This window comes from Aliivibrio fischeri, assembly GCA_038993745.2.
GTDB classification, from domain to species: Bacteria; Pseudomonadota; Gammaproteobacteria; order Enterobacterales; family Vibrionaceae; genus Aliivibrio; species Aliivibrio fischeri_B.
The window spans coordinates 1,686,681-1,710,853 of sequence record CP160629.1 but is presented as its reverse complement, the minus strand read 5'-3'; the positions used below and the strand labels follow the sequence as shown (position 1 = coordinate 1,710,853).

Below are 24,173 nucleotides of genomic sequence, written 5' to 3'. Positions count from 1 at the left end.
ACATCTAATTAGTTACATTGGTATAAGAAGGCAACAGCAAAAATACAAAGGATATATAGTAAAAGAGTTCAGACTCCATAACGGTGACTGAACTCTTAAGATACGTAACTAGCGAAGAATAATATCCAAATTATGCTTCACGAACATCAAACTCAACGTGCCATTTCTCACCACTATCTGCAGCAATCGCTTCAAGATATAGAGTACCAAGCTCAGTGACTTTAGAGGCTAAACGAACAGGAACCACTTCACCTGCGGTACGTCCTTCAGTAACAGGTAACGTCACTTGAATTGCAGGTAGCTCTTCTAGCTCTTCAGGCATCCAGAAATCCAAATGTGTTCCTGCTTGGTCATCACGACGAGTAGTAGAACCATAGAATTTAAACTGCACAGGTTGACCAATCACTAAACCAAATTGTTGGCTAGGTACATCGGCATGCGAGCCTTCTTCCATACCAAATGGAGCAACACATAATGCTTCCATTGGTGGTTCCATTCCAGGAATTGCAGGCATAGAGCTTTCGATACCAACATAGTAGCTTGATGCAATACCACCACGGATACGAACCCTTTACCTGTACGTACAGAGCCGTAGTAAGAAGCACCCGCAGCAACCGCTAAATCAAGGTCAAGACCTTCAAGCAGTTTTGCATCTTCCGCTTCGCCATCAATTAACCATTGATTAATAATGCCAAGTAGGCGCTCTGCAAGTAGGTTTGATTTTAGAACACCACCGTTTAAAAGAATGGCCGTTGGTTTAATAAAATCAGATTCGTTTTGTTGACCAAATACTTCATCAGTTGCTGCTTGTTGACGAGTCAAGAAGCTAGCAAGGTGACGAGTTACCGCTGCATCTTGTGCATAAGGAAGACCCATTTGAGTTAATGCACCACGTGCAGATTGAACTGGGTGCTCAGTCACAGGAACAACAGGAAGAAGCCTTCAACTAAAGTTTGTTGAACTTCTTCTTGAGTTAATTCAGTTTGTAGCGTACCACCTAACAACTTAGAACCACGACTAGGAACCACAATCGGCACTGCACGTAATTCTGCGTCATTTAATAGTGCTTCTTTTGCATCACGACAAGCGTGTGTCATCACTTGAACTTGCCAAGGTTGTAACTGCTTACCTTCTTGCGCTAGCTTCATTTTTAAGCGATAAGCTAGAGCTAAATCCATGTTGTCACCACCAAGAAGAATATGGTCACCTACCGCAACACGGTTTAGGCTTAAATTACCTTCTTCTTCAGTAACAGCAACTAATGATAAATCCGTTGTACCACCACCGATATCGACAACTAAAATCACATCGCCAACCGATACTTGGTCACGCCATGAATCATCGTTATTTTTGATCCAGCTGTATACTGCTGCTTGTGGTTCTTCTAAAAGCGTTAAGTTACGGAAACCAAGATTATTTGCCGCTTCTGCTGTTAAATCACGAGCAGCAGGGTCAAATGATGCAGGTACCGTAATTGTAATGTCTTGTTCATTTAGAGGGTGCTCTGGATTTTGATGATCCCAAGCGTTTTGTAAATGCTCTAAATAACGTTTTGTTACTTCAAGAGGTGATGCTTTGATCACTTCTTCAGGACTGTTTAGTGGTAAGAATGCTTCACGACGGTTTACGCCACCGTGACATAACCAACTTTTCGCACTCGCAATTAAACGAATTGGTGTTTTACTACCAAGGTTGCGGGCAATACTACCAACAATTGCGTTTGGCTTGGTTGTCCAAGGAAGGCTTGTATCACCTTCTAATAGTTCAGCTTCATGTGCTTGATACATGAAAGAAGGCAGCTGCGATTTCTCTTCAACTTGACCTGGAGCGGTAAGTTGAGGAATAGGCATTACTTGAACGCTTGCCTCTTCATCATGTAAATCAACGTATGAAAGTACACAGTGAGTTGTACCTAAATCGATACCAATGCTGTATTTAGCTTGTTCCATTACAGTTCAACCTCTGCTGGAGCAATGATTGTTGCGTCATAACCTTCAGCTAGCTTTGGTAGCTTCACTTCTGCTACTTTCCAACCACGGTGAATTAATGTGCCATTAAATGGTGCTTCACCAACTACATTACCCGTTAGACGAATTTCCGATGGGTTAAAACCAGCAGGAATAGATAAACGAGACTCTTCTTCCTCTGTACGAACTGGAGTAAGAGTAAAGTAGTCAGATAATACTTTCTGACCGCCTTCATGAATAACACGAGCTGCAGCGCCAACTTCTGCATCTGCGAAGCCTTTTAGATCTTCTTGCATAAAGTCGATAAAACGAGCTTCTTTTTGTAATAAAGCTAATAGTTGTAAAGCAGACTCAGGCGTTGATGCTTTTACTTTTGGCTCAACTTCGATGATTTTTTCAATGATCTTTTCAACTTCAACAACTTTTTCGATTTCGACGATTTTTTCTACAGGTTTCTCAACTTCGACGATTTTTTCGACTTCAACCGTTTTTTCGATCTCTACCGCTTTACCTTTCTTCGTTATGTACAATAATGCAAATAGAGCAGATGTACCGAACAGGACAATGTGTCCTAAATCAAAGGTAGAAGGAATAGCATTCAAGTCAAAATTCATAATTCATTCTCTATATTCTAGGGTGCTTAGCACCAAACGTTTCTAACTAAATTGTGGCTAATAGTAGCATATTCAAGGGATAAGAGATAAAAAGAAGGGCAATCAAAGCGACGAATATATACTGAGTGATGTAATTTTGAACAGAATGAATCAAATCTGAGTAATAAAAATTAAATATGGGCTTTTGGTTTCGAAAATTTCAAAATTTTATTAGAATTAAAGGGTTATCAACCGTTGGAGAGCAGAGTGTTTAAGAGTAATTACTTTTATGTAATGACCAGTTTTTTGTTAGCTCTATCTCTAGGTCTATTAAGTATGAGGTTCGTTTATCTATCCGATTTGGATAATAATCAAAAGAATTTCTATAAAGAAGCAGATAGACAGTCAGCACTGCTTTCAATGTTAATAGAGAAAGATATTGATTTTATAGGTGCAGGAGCAAACTTCTATCAAGTTGGCAGTAAAAAGGATTGGTCTCAGTTTCCTTTGTTTGCGGATTCATTATTGCATCGTTCTAATAGTCTTATTTCACTTCAATGGATGGAGAAAGTTGAAGAAAAAGACATTGATGAACATTTTCAACAAATACATAAAAACTATCCTTTAGCTAAATTATATACGGTTCCAAAAGACCAACCTAAAACCTATGGTTATGTGATGAAAAATCATGAGCCTATTTATATCGCAACCGATATTTATCCAAGAGATGAGAAGAACACGCCTTTAATTGGATTTTATTCATCAAGAGAGCGTTTTAACCTTGTAGTTGAAGAGTTCTTAACTACGGGTCGCCCGAGTGTTTCAGATAAAATTCGTTTATTACAAGATAGCCTTGATCAAAGTGCACAAAAAACAGGCATGCTGGTTTATCATCCTGTATTTACTTCAGATAAAACATCGTTAAAAGGGGTAATGGTTGGTGTCGTAAGAATTACCAGTTATTTTGACCGTTTAGTTAATTCCACCTCGTTAGGTGAAGAGTTGGTTGTACGCATTATTGATACGGGATTTGATGCAGGTGATGACCCTATTATGTATCAAAGCAGTACGTGGAATAATTTCAAAGGAGTGGATTACACTACTAGCGTAAAAATCGAAAATCGCCTTTGGAAAATTGAATATAAATCCGATAATAAATTAACTGAATATCAAAGGCTGACGTTAGTTTGGTTGTTTTTTGGTATTTTAACCATTTCAATGCTTATTGCGGCACTCACTTCAGTTGTTACTCGAGATAAACAACGAATTGAAAATTTACTCGAAATTAGAACCAAAGAATTACGTTACATGGCAATGCATGATGATCTTACCGGATTATTAAACAGACGTGCTATACGAGATGTTATTACTCGTTACATAGAAGCTGAAAAGCCGTTTGCTTTATTGTGTTTTGATATCGATAAGTTTAAACAAATCAATGATACATATGGCCATCCCGAAGGAGATGAAGTCTTGCGACATATTGGGCACCTAATGTCTGACACATTAGGAAATAATGTCCACGTTTCACGTCTTGGAGGAGATGAATTCTCTATTGTGTTGAAACTCAACAATATTGATGAATTAACGTTAATTTCAGAGCAAATTCATGATCTCGTCGCTACATCCCCAACGGTGTTTAATGATTTCGAAATTGCTCAAACAATCAGTCTTGGTGCTGTTCTTTGGCAAGGAGAAACACTTGAAGAGTTGTTGAAGGCTGCTGACCAAGCGTTATATCAAAGTAAAACGATGGGGCGTAATCAAGTTACCATTCGAGGCTGAATTTTCAGCAATCAAATCCCATAGTGTCGCGCTTAGCGCTGAGTTTAGGTAGAATAGCGCTTCGCCTTTTATTGTGTACCAAGGATCTTCATGAACTTTAATCGTATCGTCTGTTTTGATTTAGAAATGTGCTGTTGGAATGAAAATGGCAAAGGTAGAACAGGGGAGATCATTGAGGTTGGTTTAGCTGAGATTGATCTTACAAAAGGTGAAGTGGTTAAGCGTGCGCAATATTATGTAAAACCAGAGAAAGATGAAATATCTCTATTTTGTGTCGATCTCACTGGTATATCTCCACGTAAAATTGAAAAGCAAGGTCGCCCATTAGCTGATGTATTGAAATCAATGGTTAAAAACTTTGGCGGAACGAATAAAATTTATGCTGCGTGGGGACATGATGAGCAAATCCTTGAAGCGGAATGTAAAGCAAAAGGAATTGAAGTTCCGTTTAATGAGTTTTTGAATCTTGCCACTATCTATCGAATTCGTTCTCGTAAGAAAAATGAACGAATGGGGCAACGTAGGGCAATGGAAGAATTGAATATCGAATGGGAAGGCCGTCAGCATTCAGGATATGTTGATGCGTATAACCTAGCCCAGTTAGCATTGAAAATATTGTAAAAACTTAAAAATAAAAAAGGAGCCAATGGGCTCCTTTTTTGTATCTGTTGATACTAAACTCGTATTACTTGTTATCGCGTTTGTATAGTTCAGTGAATGAACGCTGATAAGCATTTGCGATTTTAGTCATGATATTTTTAGCCATAGCGCCACCTTTTAATCTGATAAATAAACGAGATATTTCGTCTTTGTATGGCGCGCATTATAGATATTAATTTAATAATTTCTAGCTAGTAAAATTGTATTTTCAGATTAGTTTTCCTAATGTAATTAGTGTTATCTTAAGAGTGAATATAAAAAAGTTGGTTATTAAAATCGCAAATAAAAAAGGAAGCCAATCTGGCTTCCTTTTTAGTTTCAAGATATTTTATTAAGCTTGTGCGCTTTCTACCTGTTCATCAGTACTTTTCTGTCCTAATACTCGACTTGTAATCGTACCGGCTGTCATTGCTCCGCTTACATTTAGTGCAGTACGAGCCATATCAATCAATGGTTCGATAGAAATAAGCAGTGCAGCGATAGTTACGGGTAAGCCCATCGCAGGTAATACGATTAACGCTGCGAATGTTGCTCCGCCACCAACACCAGCAATACCAAATGAACTTACTGTGATAATAGCAACTAGAGATAAAATGAAGTGTCCATCAATTGGGATCCCCATTGTTGGAGCAACCATTACAGCAAGCATTGCAGGGTAGATACCAGCACAGCCATTTTGTCCAATTGTCGCACCAAAGGTTGCTGATAAATTGGCAATTGCTGGTGGCACTCGTAATTTTGTAATTTGTGCTTCAACATTTAGTGGAATCGTTGCTGCTGAGCTACGAGAGCTGAATGCAAATGTGAGTACAGGCCAAATCTTTTTAAAGTAATCGATAGGGCTAACACCAACCAGTGATACCAATAAACCGTGAACAACGAACATTAATAAAATGGCGATATATGAAGCTACGATGAAACCAAGTAGATTTAAAATGTCGGCCGCATTCGATGTGGCAACCACTTTAGTTAATAGCGCTAAAATACCGTAAGGAGTTAGAGCCATAATCATTTTAACTAATCGCATCACGATTGATTGTGCAACGTCAACAAAAGTATTAATAGGAGCAGCTAGCTCTTCCTTTTCTTGGCTTACTTTACGAGCAGCAATACCAGATAGAATGGCAAAAATAACAACTGCAATGATAGATGTTGAGCGAGTTCCTGTTAAATCAGCAAATGGATTGGTTGGAATAAAGCTAACTAGCATTTGAGGAATACTTAAATCACTTACGCTACCAATACGAGATTCAAGTACAGCAACACGGGCTGTTTCACGAGCACCTTCAGTTAGCCCCTCAGCTGTTAAGCCGAAAGTATGAGTAACAGTGATACCAATAAGAGCTGCTATCATGGTGGTAACAAGTAATACGCTGATAGTAACACCACTGATTTTTCCTAAAGAGCCTGATTTATCAAGTTTCACCACTGCAGCAAACATAGATACAAGTACTAGAGGCATGATTACCATCTTAAGTAGACCAACGTAACCACTGCCTACAATATTGACCCAATCAAGTGTTGTGCTAATTACGTCGCTGCCTCCACCGTATACTAGGTGAAGTCCTAAGCCATATAAGCTACCAGCAACAAGTCCGATCAGAACCAGTCTTGATAATGTGTATTCTTTACGTTGCTGTGTATTAATAAAAAAGATAAGACCGATAAATACGGCTAAATTGATGATAACGGCTAATGACATACTGCATTCCTGTTCATAAATGCGCCCATTTGTAAGGGGTAAGACGCAAAGCACTTTGATTTAGTAAGGATAATAACGATTCGTTGGTTAGGAGGGTAATTGATAAAAGTTATTCCATATAACTAAATGGAATAACCGGTTTGTATTAAGTTATAGATATTGTCGTTATCGTTTAACACCTAGAACAAAAGTATGTGATGCGGTACCATTTCAGCATAAAAATAAGCTAAATAAAGGAAAGTAAATGGAACATGAGTTTTGGCAAAAAAAATGGGCAAGTAATGTCATTGGTTTCCACCTGCCTGATACTAATCCAATTTTAACTCAATATTGGTCAGCTCTAGAGCCAAAAAGAAATGAAACTGTTTTTGTTCCATTGTGTGGTAAATCAATGGATCTTGATTGGTTAGCTGAACGTCATAATTCAGTAACAGGGGTAGAGCTGAGTCAAATAGCCGTTCGTGCTTTCTTTGCTGAACGTTTGTATACACCGACAGTGACACAATTAAGTAGCACTCTAGAACTTTATGAGTTTGATGAGTTCACTATTTATTCAGGTGATTACTTTGTTGCTCCTATTGAAGCCGCTGATTTAATTTATGATCGCGCCGCATTAGTTGCTCTACCAAAAGAGATGCGTGAAGAATACGTTCAAGTGTTACGTAGTCGATTAAAAGAAGGTGGGCGTATATTATTAGTAACGCTAGATTACGACCAAAATGAAATGGCTGGACCTCCTTTCTCTGTACCTGAAAATGAGGTGCAAGCGTTGTTCTCGGGAATGAAAATTACACGATTACAACGAGATGAAGCTGATGCAGAACACCCTAAAATTAAAAAAGGATTATCTCGTTTTGCTGAAGAAGTGTGGTTAATTGAAAGTTAATCAATAAAATGTGAAGTGATTTTGTATAAAGGCCACCAAGTTTGTTTGATGGCCTTTTTTGTTGTTAATGAGTTACGCATCATAAATTTGTAATTTGTCTTTAAACGCCAATTCGTATCGGAATGAACAGCTATCGAATGGGGCATTTAACCAAAGATGGTGGTGTGCTTGAAGGTAGACATTTCCCAGTATTGTTTGATACCGAAGAAGAGTTTGGAGAAGAAGATGGAACAATTCGGAACTTAACTATTCGCTACCTAGATGAGGTAAAAAAGGTGATCATAATGGTCGCCTTTATTTTTTCAAGCTATGTATTTCTTCTAAAAATTGCAGTACAGCAGGACGACTATTAGATTTCGAATGATAGCAAACAACATCTAACTGAATAGTCCAATCAGAGTATTCTGTAAAGGCTGGCACTAATGTCCCCTTAATTAATTCTTTTTCAACCGCATGCATTGGAACCCACGCAACCCCGATACCATTAATCGCCATTTCAATGAGAGATTCACTTAACGTTGTTTCAAACACTTGACTGAAAGGTACTGAAATAGATTTTGTAAGTTGATTTACTACTTTGTAGAGAAATGTATGTTCTGAATAAGAGAGTAATGGCCATGGAGTATTATCTTTATGATTTTTTAATAAATCCGGAGAGATAATAGGAATAATTTTTTCCTTAAATAAAATATGTTTTTCTAATTTATTTTCTAAGGAAATAGATGGTCTCATTCCGATCATATTATAAGCAAATAAAAGGTCACTTGAATCATCTAATAGAGTTTGAAAGTGATTATCGATACCTTGAACAGAAGGATTAATAGATATGTTGAGATGACTTAGTTGGTTATTAAATTGCGCCAAAAGATTTGGTAATAGATTAATCGCAAAGGAATGTAAACAGACAATTCGTACCGTATTGTCTGTTTTTAATGAAGCTAATGAAAAATCCTCTTTTGTTACTTTGATTTGGTTAAGTAGGTTTTCAGCATAAGGGACAAATTTATTTCCGTGTTCGGTTAAACCTATAGGGTAAGAACTACGATCAAACAATGGAACACCAACCCAAAGCTCCAAGGCTTGAATTCGACGGCTAAATGCAGATTGTGTTACGTATCTTGATTTAGCAGCAGCAGAGAAATTCCCTAGTTCAATTAGACTCATAAAGTCTTCTAACCATTTAAATTCAAACACTTAACAACTCATCTTTATCATTATGATTTATAAGAATACTATCATTCAAAATTAGCAATAGAAATCGAGATACTCACATTTTTTATATGGTTATTATTGTTTTGATAGTTCTAGCTCTCAAATATTCATCGAGATAAATATCAGGATATAAGGGAGGTGGAATGTATAAATAATATATGAAGTAGAGGGAATGATGTTTATTTTATTAAAGAATGCAAATGTATACGCTCCTCAGCACTTAGGAAAAGTTGATGTGTTGATTGGTTGTGGAAAGGTAATTTCTATTGAATCTGATTTGAATGTTCAAGGCATTGGTGATATTTCGATTATTGATTGTAAAGGGAAAACAGTCACTCCAGGTTTAATAGATCAACATGTACATCTGATTGGAGGGGTGGTGAGGGCGGTTTTTCTAGTCGAACGCCACAAGTTACATTTTCTAAGTTAATTCAGGCAGGAACAACAAGTGTCGTTGGGTATTGGGAACAGATGGTATTTCTCGTTCACCACGCGATTTATATGCAAAAGCTGCAGCACTTACAGAAGAAGGGATTACAGCTTATATGCATACTGGGTCGTATGAGGTGCCAACAAAAACGATAACTACATCCATTCGGGATGATATCTCTTTTTTACCTTCAGTTCTCGGTGTAAAGATAGCGCTAGCAGATCATAGGTGCTCATTTCCAACGTTACAAGAATTGAGTCGTATTGTTTCCGATATACGTATTGCTAGCTTATTAGCTAAAAAACGAGGGGTGTTGCACATGCATATGGGGGCTCTATCTGATCCTTTTGCTTCTGTTTTTGAGTTATTAAATATGGGGATACCCATTAGCCATTTTCACCAACCCATGTTGCTCGAACTGAATCTTTATTTAATGAAGCTATGCAATTTGCTCGCCGAGGTGGTTATATTGATATCACATCTGGAGGTAGTCAATTTATTGCCCCTGAGCTTGCGATTAAACAAGCGATAGAATCTGGTATAGATCCGAAATATATAACAGTAAGTTCAGATGGGAATGGTAGTCTGCCAAAGTTTGATATTGATGGAAATATGGTTGCGTTAACTGCTGCAAATGTTGATGGAAACTTATTGTTATTACCTAAATTGATTGAATCAGGTATTAGCCCCGAAATAGCTATTGCAATGTTAACATCAAATGTTGCAGATTCTCTGGGCATTAATAAAGGTCGATTACAGCTTGGTCAAGATGCTGATTTATGCATATTTAACGATGACTTTACACTTTATGGGGTAGTAGCAAAAGGTAAAACAGTACTGCTTGATAATGAATTACTTGTAACTGGAAACTTTGAATAAGGGATTAGATATGAGTTTATTTATTGCATTATGTGGATTGATTCTTGCGGGAAGATTAATTTTAAAAAACTATAACCCCCAAGGCGTACTCTTCTTTGTTGGTATCGTTATGATGACCATATCAATCTTTACTAACAATGCTACTTTTGTCGATAAATCGACGGGTTGGATAGGGTTTGATGTTTTTGAATATATAAGCATGGTTTTTGGCAAACAATCCGGTGGTTTAGGTTTAAAAATAATGCTTATAGGAGGGTTTGCCTTATTAATGTCAGTTATAGGAGCAAGTCAAGTAATGGTAAAGTTAACAGCTAAGCCATTAATGAAGCTAAATTCACCTTACTTGATGCTAGCACTTGCCTTTATTCTTGGTCAGATGTTATCGCTCTTTATCTCAAGTGCAACGGGACTTGGTTTATTGTTGATGGCAACACTTTATCCTGTATTGATTAGACTGGGCTGTAGTAAAGCGGGTGTTGCTTCTGTATTAGCGAGTACTTGCGCAATTGAGTTTGGTCCTGGTTCAGGAAACTCAATTTTAGCTGCTCAAACCGCTAGTCTAGAGATTACGGAATACTTTGTTGGGGAACAATTACCAATTATTAGCGTATTGATTATAGTTGTGGCAATTATGCATGCAATTACACAACGTTTTTTTGACCGTAATGACGAAAAAAATCAGACATTAGAGCTAATAAATTATGAAGATATTGAATCGGAACAAAGTGTTCCCTTCTATTATGTAATACTTCCAATGTTACCATTATTTTTTATGCTTACATTTAGCAGCCTTGGCGTGAAGACAATTAATGTGGGTATGGCAACTGCTATCATTTTGAGTATTTTTATTAGCCTTGTATTTGAATTTATTCGAGAAAGAGAAGTAAAACCTGTATTTGAAAAACTACAAGGAGTATTTGATGATATGGGAAAAGTTTTTGCTTCTGTTGTAACTTTAATTATAGCAGGCCAGACTTTTTCTATGGGATTAAAGTCAATAGGAGCTATTGATTCAATGTTACATATGGCAAGTAGCGTTGGGCTTTCTGCTGCTGTTATTATTTTGTTTATGGCTCTATTAACTTTCATTATTTCTGCATTAATGGGATCAGGGAATGCGGCCTTTTTCTCTTTTGCTCCAATGGTGCCCAAATTGCTCATAAAATAGGTGCGAATACTGTAGATATGATCTTACCAATTCAATTATCTGCAGGTTTTGGTAGAACAATATCTCCGATTGCAGGTGTTATCATTGCTGTTGCCGGTATTTCAGGTTTGTCTCCATTTGATATAGTTCGTCGAACTTTGATACCAATGGTAAGTGGTTGGTTATTAATGCTAATTTTAACTTTTTCTAAGGGAGGACAATTAGAGCAATTAATACCATTTTTGATAGTAATATTAGTTCTTTCTGTTGGTGTCGGTTGGATAATGAAGAGAAAGAATAATAGAACACAATTGACTCAGTAACTTAATAGTCATTAAAAACAAAAAAGGTGGTCATAATTGACCACCTTCGTTTTTATCATAAAGACAAAATAAATCTTACAAGTAAAGCTTAGCTAAATCACTTGCTTCTACTTCTTTACCTTCTAGCTGTTGGTTCCAGTTAGTACCAACTAAAACATCATCTTCAGAAAGAGTGATTAACCAATCTTCAACAAAAATATCTAGTGGGATTTCTGTTACTTCAAACTCAGCCCATTCTTCAACGTTGTGAAAAGCAGCATCTTCTTTATTAGACCAGAATGGCATTACTTCAGAGTTTTCAAATTCTGTTGACTCTACTGAAATCCAACCGTCTTCATTATAAAGACTCCACACTAATTGTGTTTCTTTTGTCTCTGAAATGAAAAGTTCTAAGTTTGCTTGAGTATCTGACGTTAATTTGCTCATGACAATGTCTCTTTTAGGATAAACATAAAGAATAATAAAGGAATATGAGAATATTGATACTTAAATTTATATGATTTTATGTTATAAAACTATCAGTTAATAATTTTATAACAACAAATTAACTATCGAGGTTTGGGGTGATAATCATTTTGTCCTATGATTAAAAGACTGAAGTGAAAATTAATTTGTTGATGCGGTTAAATGGATTTTAGGTGGTTACATGAAAGAGACACTAATACCTTCAAAAGTAGAAGTTAAAACGATAGAAGGTGATGCATACACTTTGAATAAATCTGGCGAACCAACAAAGATAAATGTTGGTCAGTCTATTAGTGCGGATGACGTTTTATTTACTGGCTATGATGCAAAGGTTGTTGTTCAGATTAACGGAAAGTTAGTAACTATCGATAAAAACTGTATAAGTTGCCTTGATGAAACAAAACCAGAAGATCCATTACAAGTAAAAAATGTTGAAGGTGATATTGAATTAGATCCTAATAAACCAACGGATGATGTTGATATTGCAGCAATCCAAGATGCCATTCTCGATGGAGAAGATCCTACTGAAATTCTTGAGGCTACAGCTGCTGGTGAAAATGGTACTTCTGCAAACAATGGTTTTATCACAATTGACTACCGCTATTACTCAAAAATAGCTGAGACTGACTTCAGTACTTCTAATGCTTTCTCGAATGATAAAGATAAGTTTATTGATATGCTTATCTCAGAAAGAAACTCTGAAGATATCCCTAATTTACCTACCGATCCTGATGTAGCCCCTCATACTCCTGGTTTTACTGTTGAAGATGTTGACACTGAGGCTAGCGGTCAGCTTATTGTATCGAATGCATCTAATAATGAAGTCTATACGTGGGCTATTACTGGAAATACAGTCAGTGAATTTGGTACTTTGTCTATAAACTCTGTGACAGGTGAGTGGGAGTACATTTTAGACAATGACGCTTTATCTGTTCAGTCTTTATCTAATGGCCAAATAAAAACCGACGTTTTTGAGGTTACTGTAACTTCTAGCAGTGGATTAAGCTCGGTTCAGGAAGTTACCGTTATTATTGTTGGTACTAATGATGATCCAATTATTTCAGGTATATCTACAGCAGAGTTAACTGAAGGAGATGTAGGTGACCCTAATCCAACAGTAAGTGAAGTTTTAACGGTAGAAGATATTGATGCAAATGATACGCATACTTGGACCATTTTAGAAGGTGGGAGTGGCGTTTATGGTGTTCTTACTATTAATAATGGGGTCTGGGAATATACGTTAGATAATTCTCGTGATGCAACACAAGCTCTTGGTCAAGGTGATGTTGTAACTGAAACATTTACTATTGAAGTTGATGATGGAAATGGTGGAACGGATCAACAAGAAATTGTTATCACGATCAATGGTACTAATGATGAACCTGTGATCAGTGGTACTAATTCTGGCCGGGTTGTTGAGGACTTAATTGATTCAGCTGAAGGTCAATTGATAGCAGTTGATGCTGATGCAGGTGATTCAATTACATGGTCTGTAACGGATCCAAGCCTAGGCATGTTTGGTTCATTAACTATTGATGCATCAGGAAAGTGGGTTTATAGCGTTGATAATAATTTGCTTGCGACTCAAGCATTGTCTAATGGAGAAGTTCAAACTGAGACTTTTGAAGTTGTTGCTGATGATGGTAATGGCGGCACAGTGACACACACGGTAACTGTCGAAGTTACTGGTACGAATGATCTTCCAGAAATCACGGACACATCTGTGACCACAGGTGCAGTTGAGCACCGTACAACAGAAAGTGCAACAGGCGATTTAATTCTTGAAGATGTCGATGCACTTGATACTCATACATGGACAGTTGAAGCTAATAGTAATGATGATTTAGGTACTTTCAGCGTTGATGCGAATGGCAAATGGACATTTAACCTAAACACCAATTCAGCGAGCGTGATTGCTCTTGGGGTGGGTGAAACCTTAGATATTACCTATGTAGTTCAGGTTGAAGATAACCATGGTGGCATTGACTCTCAAGAAGTGACCATTACCGTTACTGGCTCAAATGATGGTCCAGTTATCAGCGGTACCGATACCGGTGCCGTTGTTGAAGATACCGTAGCAGAAGCCAGTGGGCAGTTAGAAGCAACTGATGCAGATGTTAATGATACCGCAACGTGGTCAGTAACCGATGGTGCCGGTGTTTATGGTTCATTAACGGTAGATTCAACGGGTAAATGGACCTACGTTTTAGATAATACACTTACAGATACTCAAGCGATTTCAAATGGTGAAGTGAAGACGGAAACCTTTGAGATTGTAGTTGATGATGGTAATGGCGGCACAGTGACACACACGGTAACTGTTGAAGTTACCGGTACGAATGACCTTCCAGAAATCACGGACACATCTGTGACCTCTGGTGCAGTTGAGCACCGTACAACAGAAAGTGCAACAGGTGATTTAATTCTTGAAGATGTCGATGCACTTGATACTCACACATGGACAGTTGAAGCTAATAGTAATGATGATTTAGGTACTTTCAGCGTTGATGCGAATGGCAAATGGACATTTAACCTAAACACCAATTCAGCGAGCGTGATTGCTCTTGGGGTGGGTGAAACCTTAGATATTACCTATGTAGTTCAAGTTGAAGATAACCATGGTGGCATTGACTCTCAAGAAGTGACCATTACCGTTACTGGCTCAAATGATGGTCCAGTTATCAGCGGTACCGATACCGGTGCCGTTGTTGAAGATACCGTAGCAGAAGCCAGTGGGCAGTTAGAAGCAATTGATGCAGATGTTAATGATACCGCAACGTGGTCAGTAACCGATGGTGCCGGTGTTTATGGTTCATTAACGGTAGATTCAACGGGTAAATGGACCTACGTTTTAGATAATACACTTACAGATACTCAAGCGATTTCAAATGGTGAAGTGAAGACGGAAACCTTTGAGATTGTAGTTGATGATGGTAATGGCGGCACAGTGACACACACGGTAACTGTCGAAGTTACCGGTACGAATGACCTTCCAGAAATCACAGATACTTCAGTTATCGCTGGCGCAGTGACAGAAGAAACAACGCTAACAACAAGTGGTGATCTGTTTGTTGATGATGTAGATACTTTAGATTCTCATACGTGGACGCTTCTCTCTTCAAATAACGATCCGTATGGTTCTATTACTGTGAGCACAAATCCTGATGGCTCTGGTAAATGGGAATACACCTTAAATAATACCGCAGCTCAAGTGCAAGCATTAGCTAATGGTGAAAGTTATACGGTTGAATATCAAGTTCAAGTTGATGATGGGCAAGGCGGTGTTACAACCGAAACTATTTCGATAGAAATTACCGGTACTAATGATGATCCGATTGTTTCGGGTCAGTCAACTGGCTTAGTAAAGGAAGACACGGCAACGCAATCTGAAGCTGAAGGGCAACTGACGGTTGATGATGTGGATTTAATCGATGTTCATGCTTGGAGTGTCGATAATAACGCAGGAACTTATGGATCCATTGTTATTGACCCTGCAACAGGGCTTTGGACCTATAGTATTGATAATTCGCTACCAGCCACACAAGCACTTACAGAAGGTGAAAGTGTTGAAGATAAATTCACCGTTACTGTTGATGATGGTCAAGGTGGTACTGATACGATAGAAATCATTATTACTGTCGTTGGTACGAACGGTGTACCTATTATTGGCGGAGATACGGTTGGAGAAGTAACTGAGGATACCACGCTAACAACAACAGGTACGTTAACTGCAACAGATGAAGATGCTACTAGTTCATTTAACTGGAATATTGTTGGTTCAGATACGGGGACTTACGGTAAATTTACTCTTGATGCTTCAACAGGTGTTTGGCTATACACATTGGACAATGATGCCGCTCAATCGCTTGGTGCTGGTGATGACCCTATCAAAGAATACTATACCGTAGAGCTAAGTGATGGTGCTGGTGGTGTCATTACTGAAACGGTTGAAATTACCATTAATGGTACTAACGATAAACCAGAATTATCAGGACAAACATTAGGTTCAGTAAAAGAAGATTCTATTGAAACAACTGAAGGGCAATTGATTGTCGACGATGTTGATTTAACAGATACTCACACTTGGAGTGTTGAACCTGCGACGGGTAAATATGGTTCGATTGTTGTTGATGCGAATGGTAAATGGACATACACCATTGATAATTCGTTGGATGTAACACAGCAACTGGCAGAAGGAGAGTCAGGGGAAGACCGATTTGTTGTTACTGTTGATGATGGTCAAGGTGGAACAGAGCAAAAAGAAATCGTTATTTCTCTTGAAGGTACTAATGATTTACCAAGTATTGTTGATAGCAATGATACAGGTACTGTTACTGAAGATGGAGTTCAAAGTATATCAGACACGCTGAGCGTTGAAGATGTAGATTTATCCGATACACATAATTGGTTTGTTATTGGTGCTAATGAATCGAAATTAGGTCACTTTTCCATTGATGCAGCTACAGGTGAATGGACTTTTGTTCTCAAAAATGATGAAGCACAGTTATTGGCAAAAGATGAAACAGTAGTTGAAAGTTTTGTTGTTGTTGTAGGTGATGGAAATAATGGTTATGCGCAACATACTGTCGAAGTGACCATTGTTGGTACTAATGATAGACCTGAAATTACGGGTAGAACTACAGGTACTGCAGTAGAAGACATTATTCCTACCGCAACAGGTGCGTTAACTGCTGTAGATGTTGATTTTACGGATACACATACTTGGCTTGTAGATGGTGGTGGTGTCGGAAAATATGGCACGATGACCATTGATGCGAATGGTAATTGGGTTTATGCCTTAGATCCATCAAACCCTGATACCCAGGCTTTAGCTGAAAACCAGCAAGAATTTGAAACATTCACTATTGCAGTCGATGATGGAAATGGTGGACAAAATGCAATTGTTATTACGGTTGAGATTTTAGGTACTAATGATGTTCCAATCATTGGTGGTAAAACATCTCAAACTATTATTGAAGATGATAAAGCATCAGTTTCAGGTCAACTAACTGATGGTGATGTCGATCTAACTGATACACATACTTGGACTTTATTGACTGATCCTCAAGGACTATATGGTTCAATATCTCTTGATGAGAATGGGAAGTGGACATATACCATAGATAATTCCTCACCATTAACCCAAGGGTTATTAGAAGGACAAACGGAAAAAGAAAAATTTATTATTCAAGTTGAAGACCAATATGGGGCTATCGATACAATCGAAGTTGTCGTCAAAGTAAAAGGAACCAATGATGTTCCAGAGTTGTCTGGTGATCTAACAGGAATTGTAGAAGAAGATTCAGCAATCACTATGGTTAACGGTAAACTTGAGCCTGATGATAAAGATATTGGCGATACTTATACATGGACGCTTGATTCTAAAACTGGCTCATACGGAACATTAACACTAACTGCTGATGGTCGTTGGGTTTACAACTTAGATAATGATAAAGCATCGGTTCAAAGTTTATCTGAAGGTGAAGAAGTTCAAGATGTTTTTACCGTAACAGTAACGGATAGTTTCGGAGCATCAACATCGAAAGAAATTGTTATTGATATCGTTGGTGATAATGATCAACCATCAATCAGTGGTGCTACAACAGGTAGTACTATTGAGGGAACCCCAGGGAAAGACACAGCAACAGGTGAGTTAGCTGCAGTCGATATAGATCATTTAGATACGCATACATGGTCTGTAGTTACGCCTGATGGTGTATATGGTAGTTTAGTCGTTGACCCTAATACGGGTATTTGGACTTACCAGCTTGATAACTCTCGCCCTGCAACTATTGGAATTTCTTCAGGACAAATTGTTCAGGATAAATTTGTTGTTGAAGTTGATGATGGAAATGGGGGAACAAATCAAATTGAAGTGGTTATTGATATTGCTGGTACGAACAGTGCTCCGGGCATTATTGGTGATACAACGGGAGAGATAAAAGAAGACGCTGCTGTAAATGTGATTGATGGCGATTTAAATTCAGGTGATTTAGATACTCAAGATACATTAACGTGGGAAATTGTCGGCTCTACCGGTCAATATGGTCAATTTACGTTAGATCAAAATGGCCACTGGACATATACCTTAGATAACAGCAATAGCACCGTTAATGGACTAAAAGAAGGCGCAGAGCTTGTTGATACTATAACGGTTAAAGTGACCGATTCATTTGGTGAAGTTTCAGAAAAAGAAATAGAGATCACCATTGAAGGTACAAACGATGCGCCAACAATGTCAGGAGCGTTAACTGGTACGGTAGTTGAGGATACGACAACCGTTGTAGAAGGTCAGTTGAAGAGTGGAGACCCAGATGTAGGTGATATTCATGCATGGAATTTAGTTGATGGTGTGGGTCAATACGGTGCCTTAACTATGAATGCAAATGGGCGTTGGACTTATTCCCTAATGAACTCTTTAGCTGCGGTTCAAGCTCTTGGTCCATCGGATACTTTGACAGAAGTCTTTACTGTTATCGTAACAGACTCTCAAGGTGAATCAGTACAAAAAGACATCACTATTACAATTGAAGGTACGAATGATCTTCCAGAAATTACCGGCGGAACTACAGGGGAATATATTGAAGATGTATCTCTTGATGTTGTCACAGGTCAATTGATAGCAACGGATGTTGATGCGGGAGATACGACAACATTTGAAGTGAGAACCTATGTTGGTAACTATGGAACATTTTACTTAGAAGCTGATGGCTCATGGCGTTATGAAATCAATAAAGATTCAGCTGCGATACAATCGTTAAATGAAGGTGAAATGATCTCAGAGACCTTCACCGCGGTTGTTCATGATTCTAATGGTGGTTTTACTAACGAACAAATAGATTTCACTATCACGGGTACAAATGATCGACCTGTTGTCTCTGGTGATAATGCCGCAACGGTTATTGAAGACGCACAAGACTTCTTACCACCAGGTGAGACATTTAATGGTCAATTTACAAAAGTAACAGGCAATGTTGTTGCTGATGATATTGATTTAGGTGATGAAGTCGTTAGCTGGCAAGTTATTAACGGAAGTGGTGTTTATGGTATTTTCACTATTGATGAAAATGGTCAATGGACTTACTTGTTAGACAATACCGACCCGGACACTAATGCGCTTAACTTTGGTGATGTACGTACAGAAGTTTTCCAAATCACAGCAACAGATAAGCACGGTGGTATTTCAGAACCGTTTGAGGTAACTATCACTGTTGAAGGTAACACAGATCCTGATGGCGGCGGTGGCGGCTCATATGATGAAGTTATTGACATCGATTCAATCGAAGAAGGTGTTGATGGTGATGGAAATATTATTGGTGGCGGCAGTTCAGGCACGATAGAACTTCCTAGTGGTTGTGAGATTATTAGTGTAGATGGAACATCATCAATTGATGGTGGGTTATTTGGTTCTCTTACTGTCGATAATGATGGTAACTGGGTCTACGATGTTGATGATGATAAATCATATGTAGATTCGTTATGTGAAGGCCAAGAAGTAACGGAGCGATGGGCTGTTACAGTACAAACCGATTGTGGTACAGAAACGATTCTAGTTAACGTCACTATCACGGGTTCTAATGATGCTCCTGTGATTGTTGCCGATACACCTACAGGAGAATTAGGTGAGGTAGTTGAAGATGATATCCTTGAGGTATCGGGGCAATTAGAAGTTGTGGATCCCGATTCGTGTGATACTCATACGTGGTATCTGGTCGATGCAGATGGAAACAAGATCGGTACATTAGACCCGAGTGGAGAAAACATCGTTATTCAAGGTATCTATGGTGAATTGACCTTAGACCAATCGACTGGTGAGTGGACGTATAAGCTGGATAACGATAGTGAGATCGTACAGGCTCTCACACCAGATCAAATCGAAAAAGAATACGTACGAGTTGTTGTTGAAGACGATAAAGGTGCAGTGAGTTCAGATTCGACGATTAATATCAATATTATTGGTGTGGCCGATGATGCTCCAGCTGTTGCTGTTGTTGAAGAAATTGAATTCAAAGAAGATGGTTCCCCATTAACACAAACCGGCGTTTTGGATGATGTGGCAGGTTTAACACCAGAATTAACATGGAACTTAGTTACTGGTGATGGAACATACGGCCATTTAACGTTAGATAACAATGGTAATTGGACTTATGTTCTTGATAATGACTCATTAGCTGTTCAACAACTGAATGAAGGTGAATTAGTTACTGATACCTTCAGTGTTACTGTTGTTGATAAATTTGGTAAAACCGTCGTTGATGAAAATGGTGATCCTCTTGAAATGATTTTCAAAGTTGATGTCACAGGTACTAACGATGCACCTGAAATATCAGGACAATTGACGGGGACGATATCGAATACAGATTCGGATGGACGTATTTCAGGAAACTTAAACGATGGTGATGTAGATACCGGTGATACACACACTTGGTCAGTTGCTGACAATCAAGGTGATTATGGTCGTTTAATGTTAGTTAATGGGAAATGGACATATACATTAGACACAAGTTTAGATGCAGTTAAATTACTTGGCGTTGGAGAAACGTTATCTGATACGTTCCAAGTGACAGTAAAAGATTCACATGGTGAAACGTCAACCGAAACAATTACTGTAACTATTGATGGTTCAAATTTACCTCCAGAAATAGCTCAAGATGATCAGATCGTCATGGAGTTAAAAGAAGACGAAAAAATAACGGATTCTAATACGTTAGTTGTAACCGATCCTAATGGTGATGATGTTACTTTTGATGCCAAAACATTGACGGGTACTTACGGTGTATTTACGGTCGATGAGAACGGTGTTTGGACATATGAACTTGATAACGATGCAGCACATATTCAAGGTTTACGTGAAGGTGAAGTAGTATCAGAAACTTTTACAGTGTTTGCTGTCGATGAACATGGTGCGAAAACAGCTCAAGAAGTAACGATCAATATTACTGGTACTAATGATATACCTAAGATATCAGGAATGGATACAGCTTCTGTAGAAGAAGCAGATGGCAGTACAGCGTCAGGAAACTTTGTTACTTCCGATGTAGATGTTGGTGATAATGTAGTTGTCTCCCCTGGTGCACAAGGGAATTATGGTTCAGTCAGCGTAGATAACAATACTGGCCGTTGGACTTATACGGTAGATGGAAATGATCCAGCGGTTAACAGTTTATCAAAAGGTGAAACGTTAACCGATACGATCACTATTATTGCAACGGATGATGCAGGTGACACGGCAGAGATGACCATCACGATTACTATTAATGGTGAAAATGATGCTCCAGACCTTGTTGTGACTGTTCCTTCTGAGGTGACAGAAGATACCGATCTTAATGCTGATGGTAATCTTGAGGTAACAGGTAATTGGGATGATGGTGATCCTGATACAGCGGATACCCATATTTGGGAAGTACTAAGTGGCGATAGCTTGGGAACCTTAACTTTTGATCCTAACGGTGATTATAAATTAGTAATCGATAACTCAGCGTTAGAAATACAGCAGCTAGGCGTTGGTGAATCACTGGATTTAACCTATACCGTTAAAGTGACAGATGAACATGGTTTAAGTAGTACACAAGACATTACCTTTACAGTAAATGGTACTAACGATGACCCTGAAGTTGTGGATACCAGTATTCTTTCTGTTGATGTAGAAGAAGATGGCATTGGGACTCAGACTCAGTCAGGGCAGCTAGATATTACAGATATAGATTTAAATGATACAACGTTTGATTTCAGTGTCACTACATCACCTACAGATGCTTATGGTTCTGTAACCGTGGATGCTAACGGGAAGTGGACTTACGTATTAAATAACGATAAAGCTCAAGAGATTGGTGATGAAACGATTACAGAAACGTTTACGATTCAAATTGATGATGGAAATGGTGGTGTAATTACACAAGACGTTATCGTGAATATCACAGGTACCGATGATGACCCTATTATCGATACGACCATTCCACAAGTAACCGAAGGTACGGTAGTTGAAGATGGAACACTAACAGCAACAGGTCAAGTTGCTTATGTGGATCCAGAAGGGGATGCGATTAATTATAATGTGATTAATTCTCCCTCTTCACCTTATGGTACGTTTACAGTTGATGCAAATGGCGTATGGACTTATGAGCTATTGAATGGTTTAGCCCAAGAAATTGGCGTTACTGGTGCTCAAGAAACCTATACCATTGAAGTAACGGATCAAACTGGCGGAACAATACAACAAGTAATTACTATCAATATTACAGGTGAGAATGATAATCCTACGGTTGATGCATCAAGTATCATTATTGGAAGTGTTGAAGAAGATGGTACCGCTACCGCCAGTGGTCAATTAGATGTATCGGATGTGGATTTAACTGATACCAGTTTCACTTACACTGTTGTTTCAGGTCCAAATACCGCAGCAACACCTGGAGATGTTACTGGATTATATGGCGAGCTAACTGTTGATGCTAATGGTGAGTGGAGTTATCTTCTGGATAACGATAAAGCTCAAGCTTTAGGTGATATTGTTGCAACTGAAATTTTTACAATTGAAGTTTCAGATGGTAATGGTGGAACAGTAACCCAAGATATTACGGTAAGCGTGACTGGGCATGATGACCAGCCAATTATTGATGCAGGGGCAACTCAGGAAACGACAGGAACGGTTGTTGAAGATGGAGAGCTACATGCAGAAGGAACGATTACATATCTGGACCCAGAAGGTACATTAATTGGCTATACTGTTTCAACAACATCAACACCTTTATATGGCACATTCATTGTTGATCCTGCAACAGGTAAATGGGAATACGATTTAATTGATAGCTTAGCACAAGCAATTGGTGCTGATGGGGCACAAGAGTCTTTAGTTATTGATGTTACTGATGCGACAGGACAGGTAACACAGCAAGTCATTACTATTGATATTACAGGTGAGAATGATGCTCCAGTTATTACTGGAACCACTACCGCTGATGTCAAAGAGGGCGTTGTTGAGACGGTTTCTGGTCAATTAAATGCAACCGATGCAGAGAGTGATCCGATAGGATGGCAAATCTCCTCATCATCTTCAGCTACAGGTGTTTATGGTACGTTAAGCATCAATGCAGCAGGGTTATGGACATATGTTCTTACTGAAAACAGTACCTTGGCATTAGCAACTGATACGACAGATGTTTTCACTGTTGAAGCATCAGATGGAAAAGGTGGCATTACTCAACAGGTCATCACTGTTGCCGTAGCTGCTCCTAATGTGGTTCAAGGCGTTTCTGGCTCAGATATTTTAACTGGAACAACCAATGATGAATTGCTGTTTGGTAATCCACTAGATTTATCTGATGCGGGAACGGCTGATACATTCACATGGACAAATGCATCGATTGGCGGAGATTTAGCTCGCGATATCATTAAAGATTTTGACGTAAATAGCGACAGAATTGATTTAACTGACATTGCTAATATCACCACTGTTTGGGATTCGGCTACGCTTGCTTCTCAAATACAAATTTCAGAAGTTGATGGCAGTACTGAAATTTATATCAATGAAGCAGGGAGCACGGTTCAAACCATTGTTGTCGATGGTGTTACTCTAGATGAGTTAACTGGAGAATCAACAGCATCAATGACTGATGAAGAGAAATTAACGTCACTTACAAATTCAGGACATCTAGTTGTGTCTGAAACCTTTGGTAATGAAGCGAATAATACGCTATATGCTTCAGGTCAAAATGACATCCTAACGGGGGGTGGTGGTAATGATATCTTTTATTTCGCAGATGAAATTGCTGGTAGTTCAGCTTCACCAGCTCAAACATCTATTGCAGATTTTGCAGTTGAAGGCGTCGCAGTGAATAATGAAGCGGATATTCTTGATTTAGCTGAGTTATTACCTGATTCAATTCAAGCTAGCTCAACCATGGATGATATGTTGCAACACATTAATGTGAATATTGATGATAGCAACTCGCAAACTGTATTATCCGTTACTGATGAATTAGGAAATCAAACAGATATCACTCTAAAAGGTGTTGATAGTACGACACTAGGTATCAGTGATTTGGGCTCTATGAGTGACCAAGATATCCTAAGTACACTTTATAATGATTTTAATATGTTTAAAGTGGATTAATAACGTTTAAGTGAA

The 24,173-nt window shown here is 38.4% G+C and carries 11 protein-coding genes and 2 pseudogenes; 8 read left to right on the top strand and 5 right to left on the bottom strand.

From position 1 onward, the window contains the following. Window positions 1-130: 130 nt before the first annotated feature. Together AAFX60_008240 and AAFX60_008235 are read right to left on the bottom strand one after the other, a co-directional pair. Window positions 131-1,949 (bottom strand): annotated as a pseudogene (locus tag AAFX60_008240) (Hsp70 family protein). Beyond that, window positions 1,949-2,581, bottom strand: a complete 633-nt coding sequence (locus AAFX60_008235) for a DUF2760 domain-containing protein (protein XDF76766.1) — start codon at window positions 2,579-2,581, stop codon at window positions 1,949-1,951. Before AAFX60_008235 ends, AAFX60_008240 begins: the two are co-directional and overlap by 1 nt. A 246-nt stretch (window positions 2,582-2,827) precedes the next feature. Here AAFX60_008235 and AAFX60_008230 point away from each other — a divergent pair, with 246 nt between their 5' ends. Further along, window positions 2,828-4,345, top strand: coding sequence for a sensor domain-containing diguanylate cyclase (locus AAFX60_008230; protein ID XDF76765.1), 1,518 nt, complete (start codon window positions 2,828-2,830; stop codon window positions 4,343-4,345). Between the two features lie 90 nt (window positions 4,346-4,435). Next, complete coding sequence (locus AAFX60_008225) at window positions 4,436-4,966, top strand: 3'-5' exonuclease (GenBank protein ID XDF76764.1); 531 nt, start codon at window positions 4,436-4,438, stop codon at window positions 4,964-4,966. A gap of 370 nt (window positions 4,967-5,336) precedes the next feature. Here AAFX60_008225 and AAFX60_008220 read toward each other — a convergent pair whose 3' ends face one another. Continuing rightward, on the bottom strand, window positions 5,337-6,707 hold the full coding sequence (locus tag AAFX60_008220; GenBank protein XDF76763.1) for an L-cystine transporter: 1,371 nt from the start codon (window positions 6,705-6,707) through the stop codon (window positions 5,337-5,339). 244 nt (window positions 6,708-6,951) lie between these two features. On the opposite strand from AAFX60_008220, the gene AAFX60_008215 reads away from it, so the two are divergent. Both AAFX60_008215 and AAFX60_008210 read left to right on the top strand, forming a co-directional pair. After that, entirely contained in the window at window positions 6,952-7,593 is a 642-nt protein-coding gene (locus AAFX60_008215; GenBank protein ID XDF76762.1) for a thiopurine S-methyltransferase, read from the top strand. 122 nt (window positions 7,594-7,715) lie between these two features. Beyond that, complete coding sequence (locus tag AAFX60_008210) at window positions 7,716-7,946, top strand: hypothetical protein (protein XDF76761.1); 231 nt, start codon at window positions 7,716-7,718, stop codon at window positions 7,944-7,946. Here AAFX60_008210 and AAFX60_008205 read toward each other — a convergent pair. Continuing rightward, on the bottom strand, window positions 7,888-8,787 hold the full coding sequence (locus AAFX60_008205; protein XDF76760.1) for a LysR family transcriptional regulator: 900 nt from the start codon (window positions 8,785-8,787) through the stop codon (window positions 7,888-7,890). The two genes, AAFX60_008210 and AAFX60_008205, sit on opposite strands and share 59 nt — an antisense overlap. Before the next feature lie 190 nt (window positions 8,788-8,977). On the opposite strand from AAFX60_008205, the gene AAFX60_008200 reads away from it, so the two are divergent. The 3 genes and pseudogenes from AAFX60_008200 (at window position 8,978) to dcuC (ending at window position 11,584) form a co-directional block, all read left to right on the top strand. Next, window positions 8,978-9,235, top strand: coding sequence for an amidohydrolase family protein (locus AAFX60_008200; GenBank protein ID XDF76759.1), 258 nt, complete (start codon window positions 8,978-8,980; stop codon window positions 9,233-9,235). Window positions 9,236-9,676: 441 nt separating this feature from the next. Next, a complete protein-coding gene (locus AAFX60_008195) occupies window positions 9,677-10,114 on the top strand; it encodes an amidohydrolase family protein (GenBank protein ID XDF76758.1) in 438 nt (145 codons plus the stop codon). 10 nt (window positions 10,115-10,124) lie between these two features. Then, window positions 10,125-11,584: pseudogene (gene dcuC / locus AAFX60_008190) on the top strand (C4-dicarboxylate transporter DcuC). A 75-nt stretch (window positions 11,585-11,659) separates the two neighbouring features. Here the strand turns inward: dcuC and AAFX60_008185 are convergent. Beyond that, complete coding sequence (locus AAFX60_008185) at window positions 11,660-12,010, bottom strand: DUF2750 domain-containing protein (GenBank protein ID XDF76757.1); 351 nt, start codon at window positions 12,008-12,010, stop codon at window positions 11,660-11,662. A gap of 220 nt (window positions 12,011-12,230) precedes the next feature. Between AAFX60_008185 and AAFX60_008180 the strand changes: the two genes are divergently transcribed. Continuing rightward, window positions 12,231-24,158, top strand: a complete 11,928-nt coding sequence (locus tag AAFX60_008180) for a retention module-containing protein (GenBank protein XDF76756.1) — start codon at window positions 12,231-12,233, stop codon at window positions 24,156-24,158. Window positions 24,159-24,173: the final 15 nt, after the last annotated feature.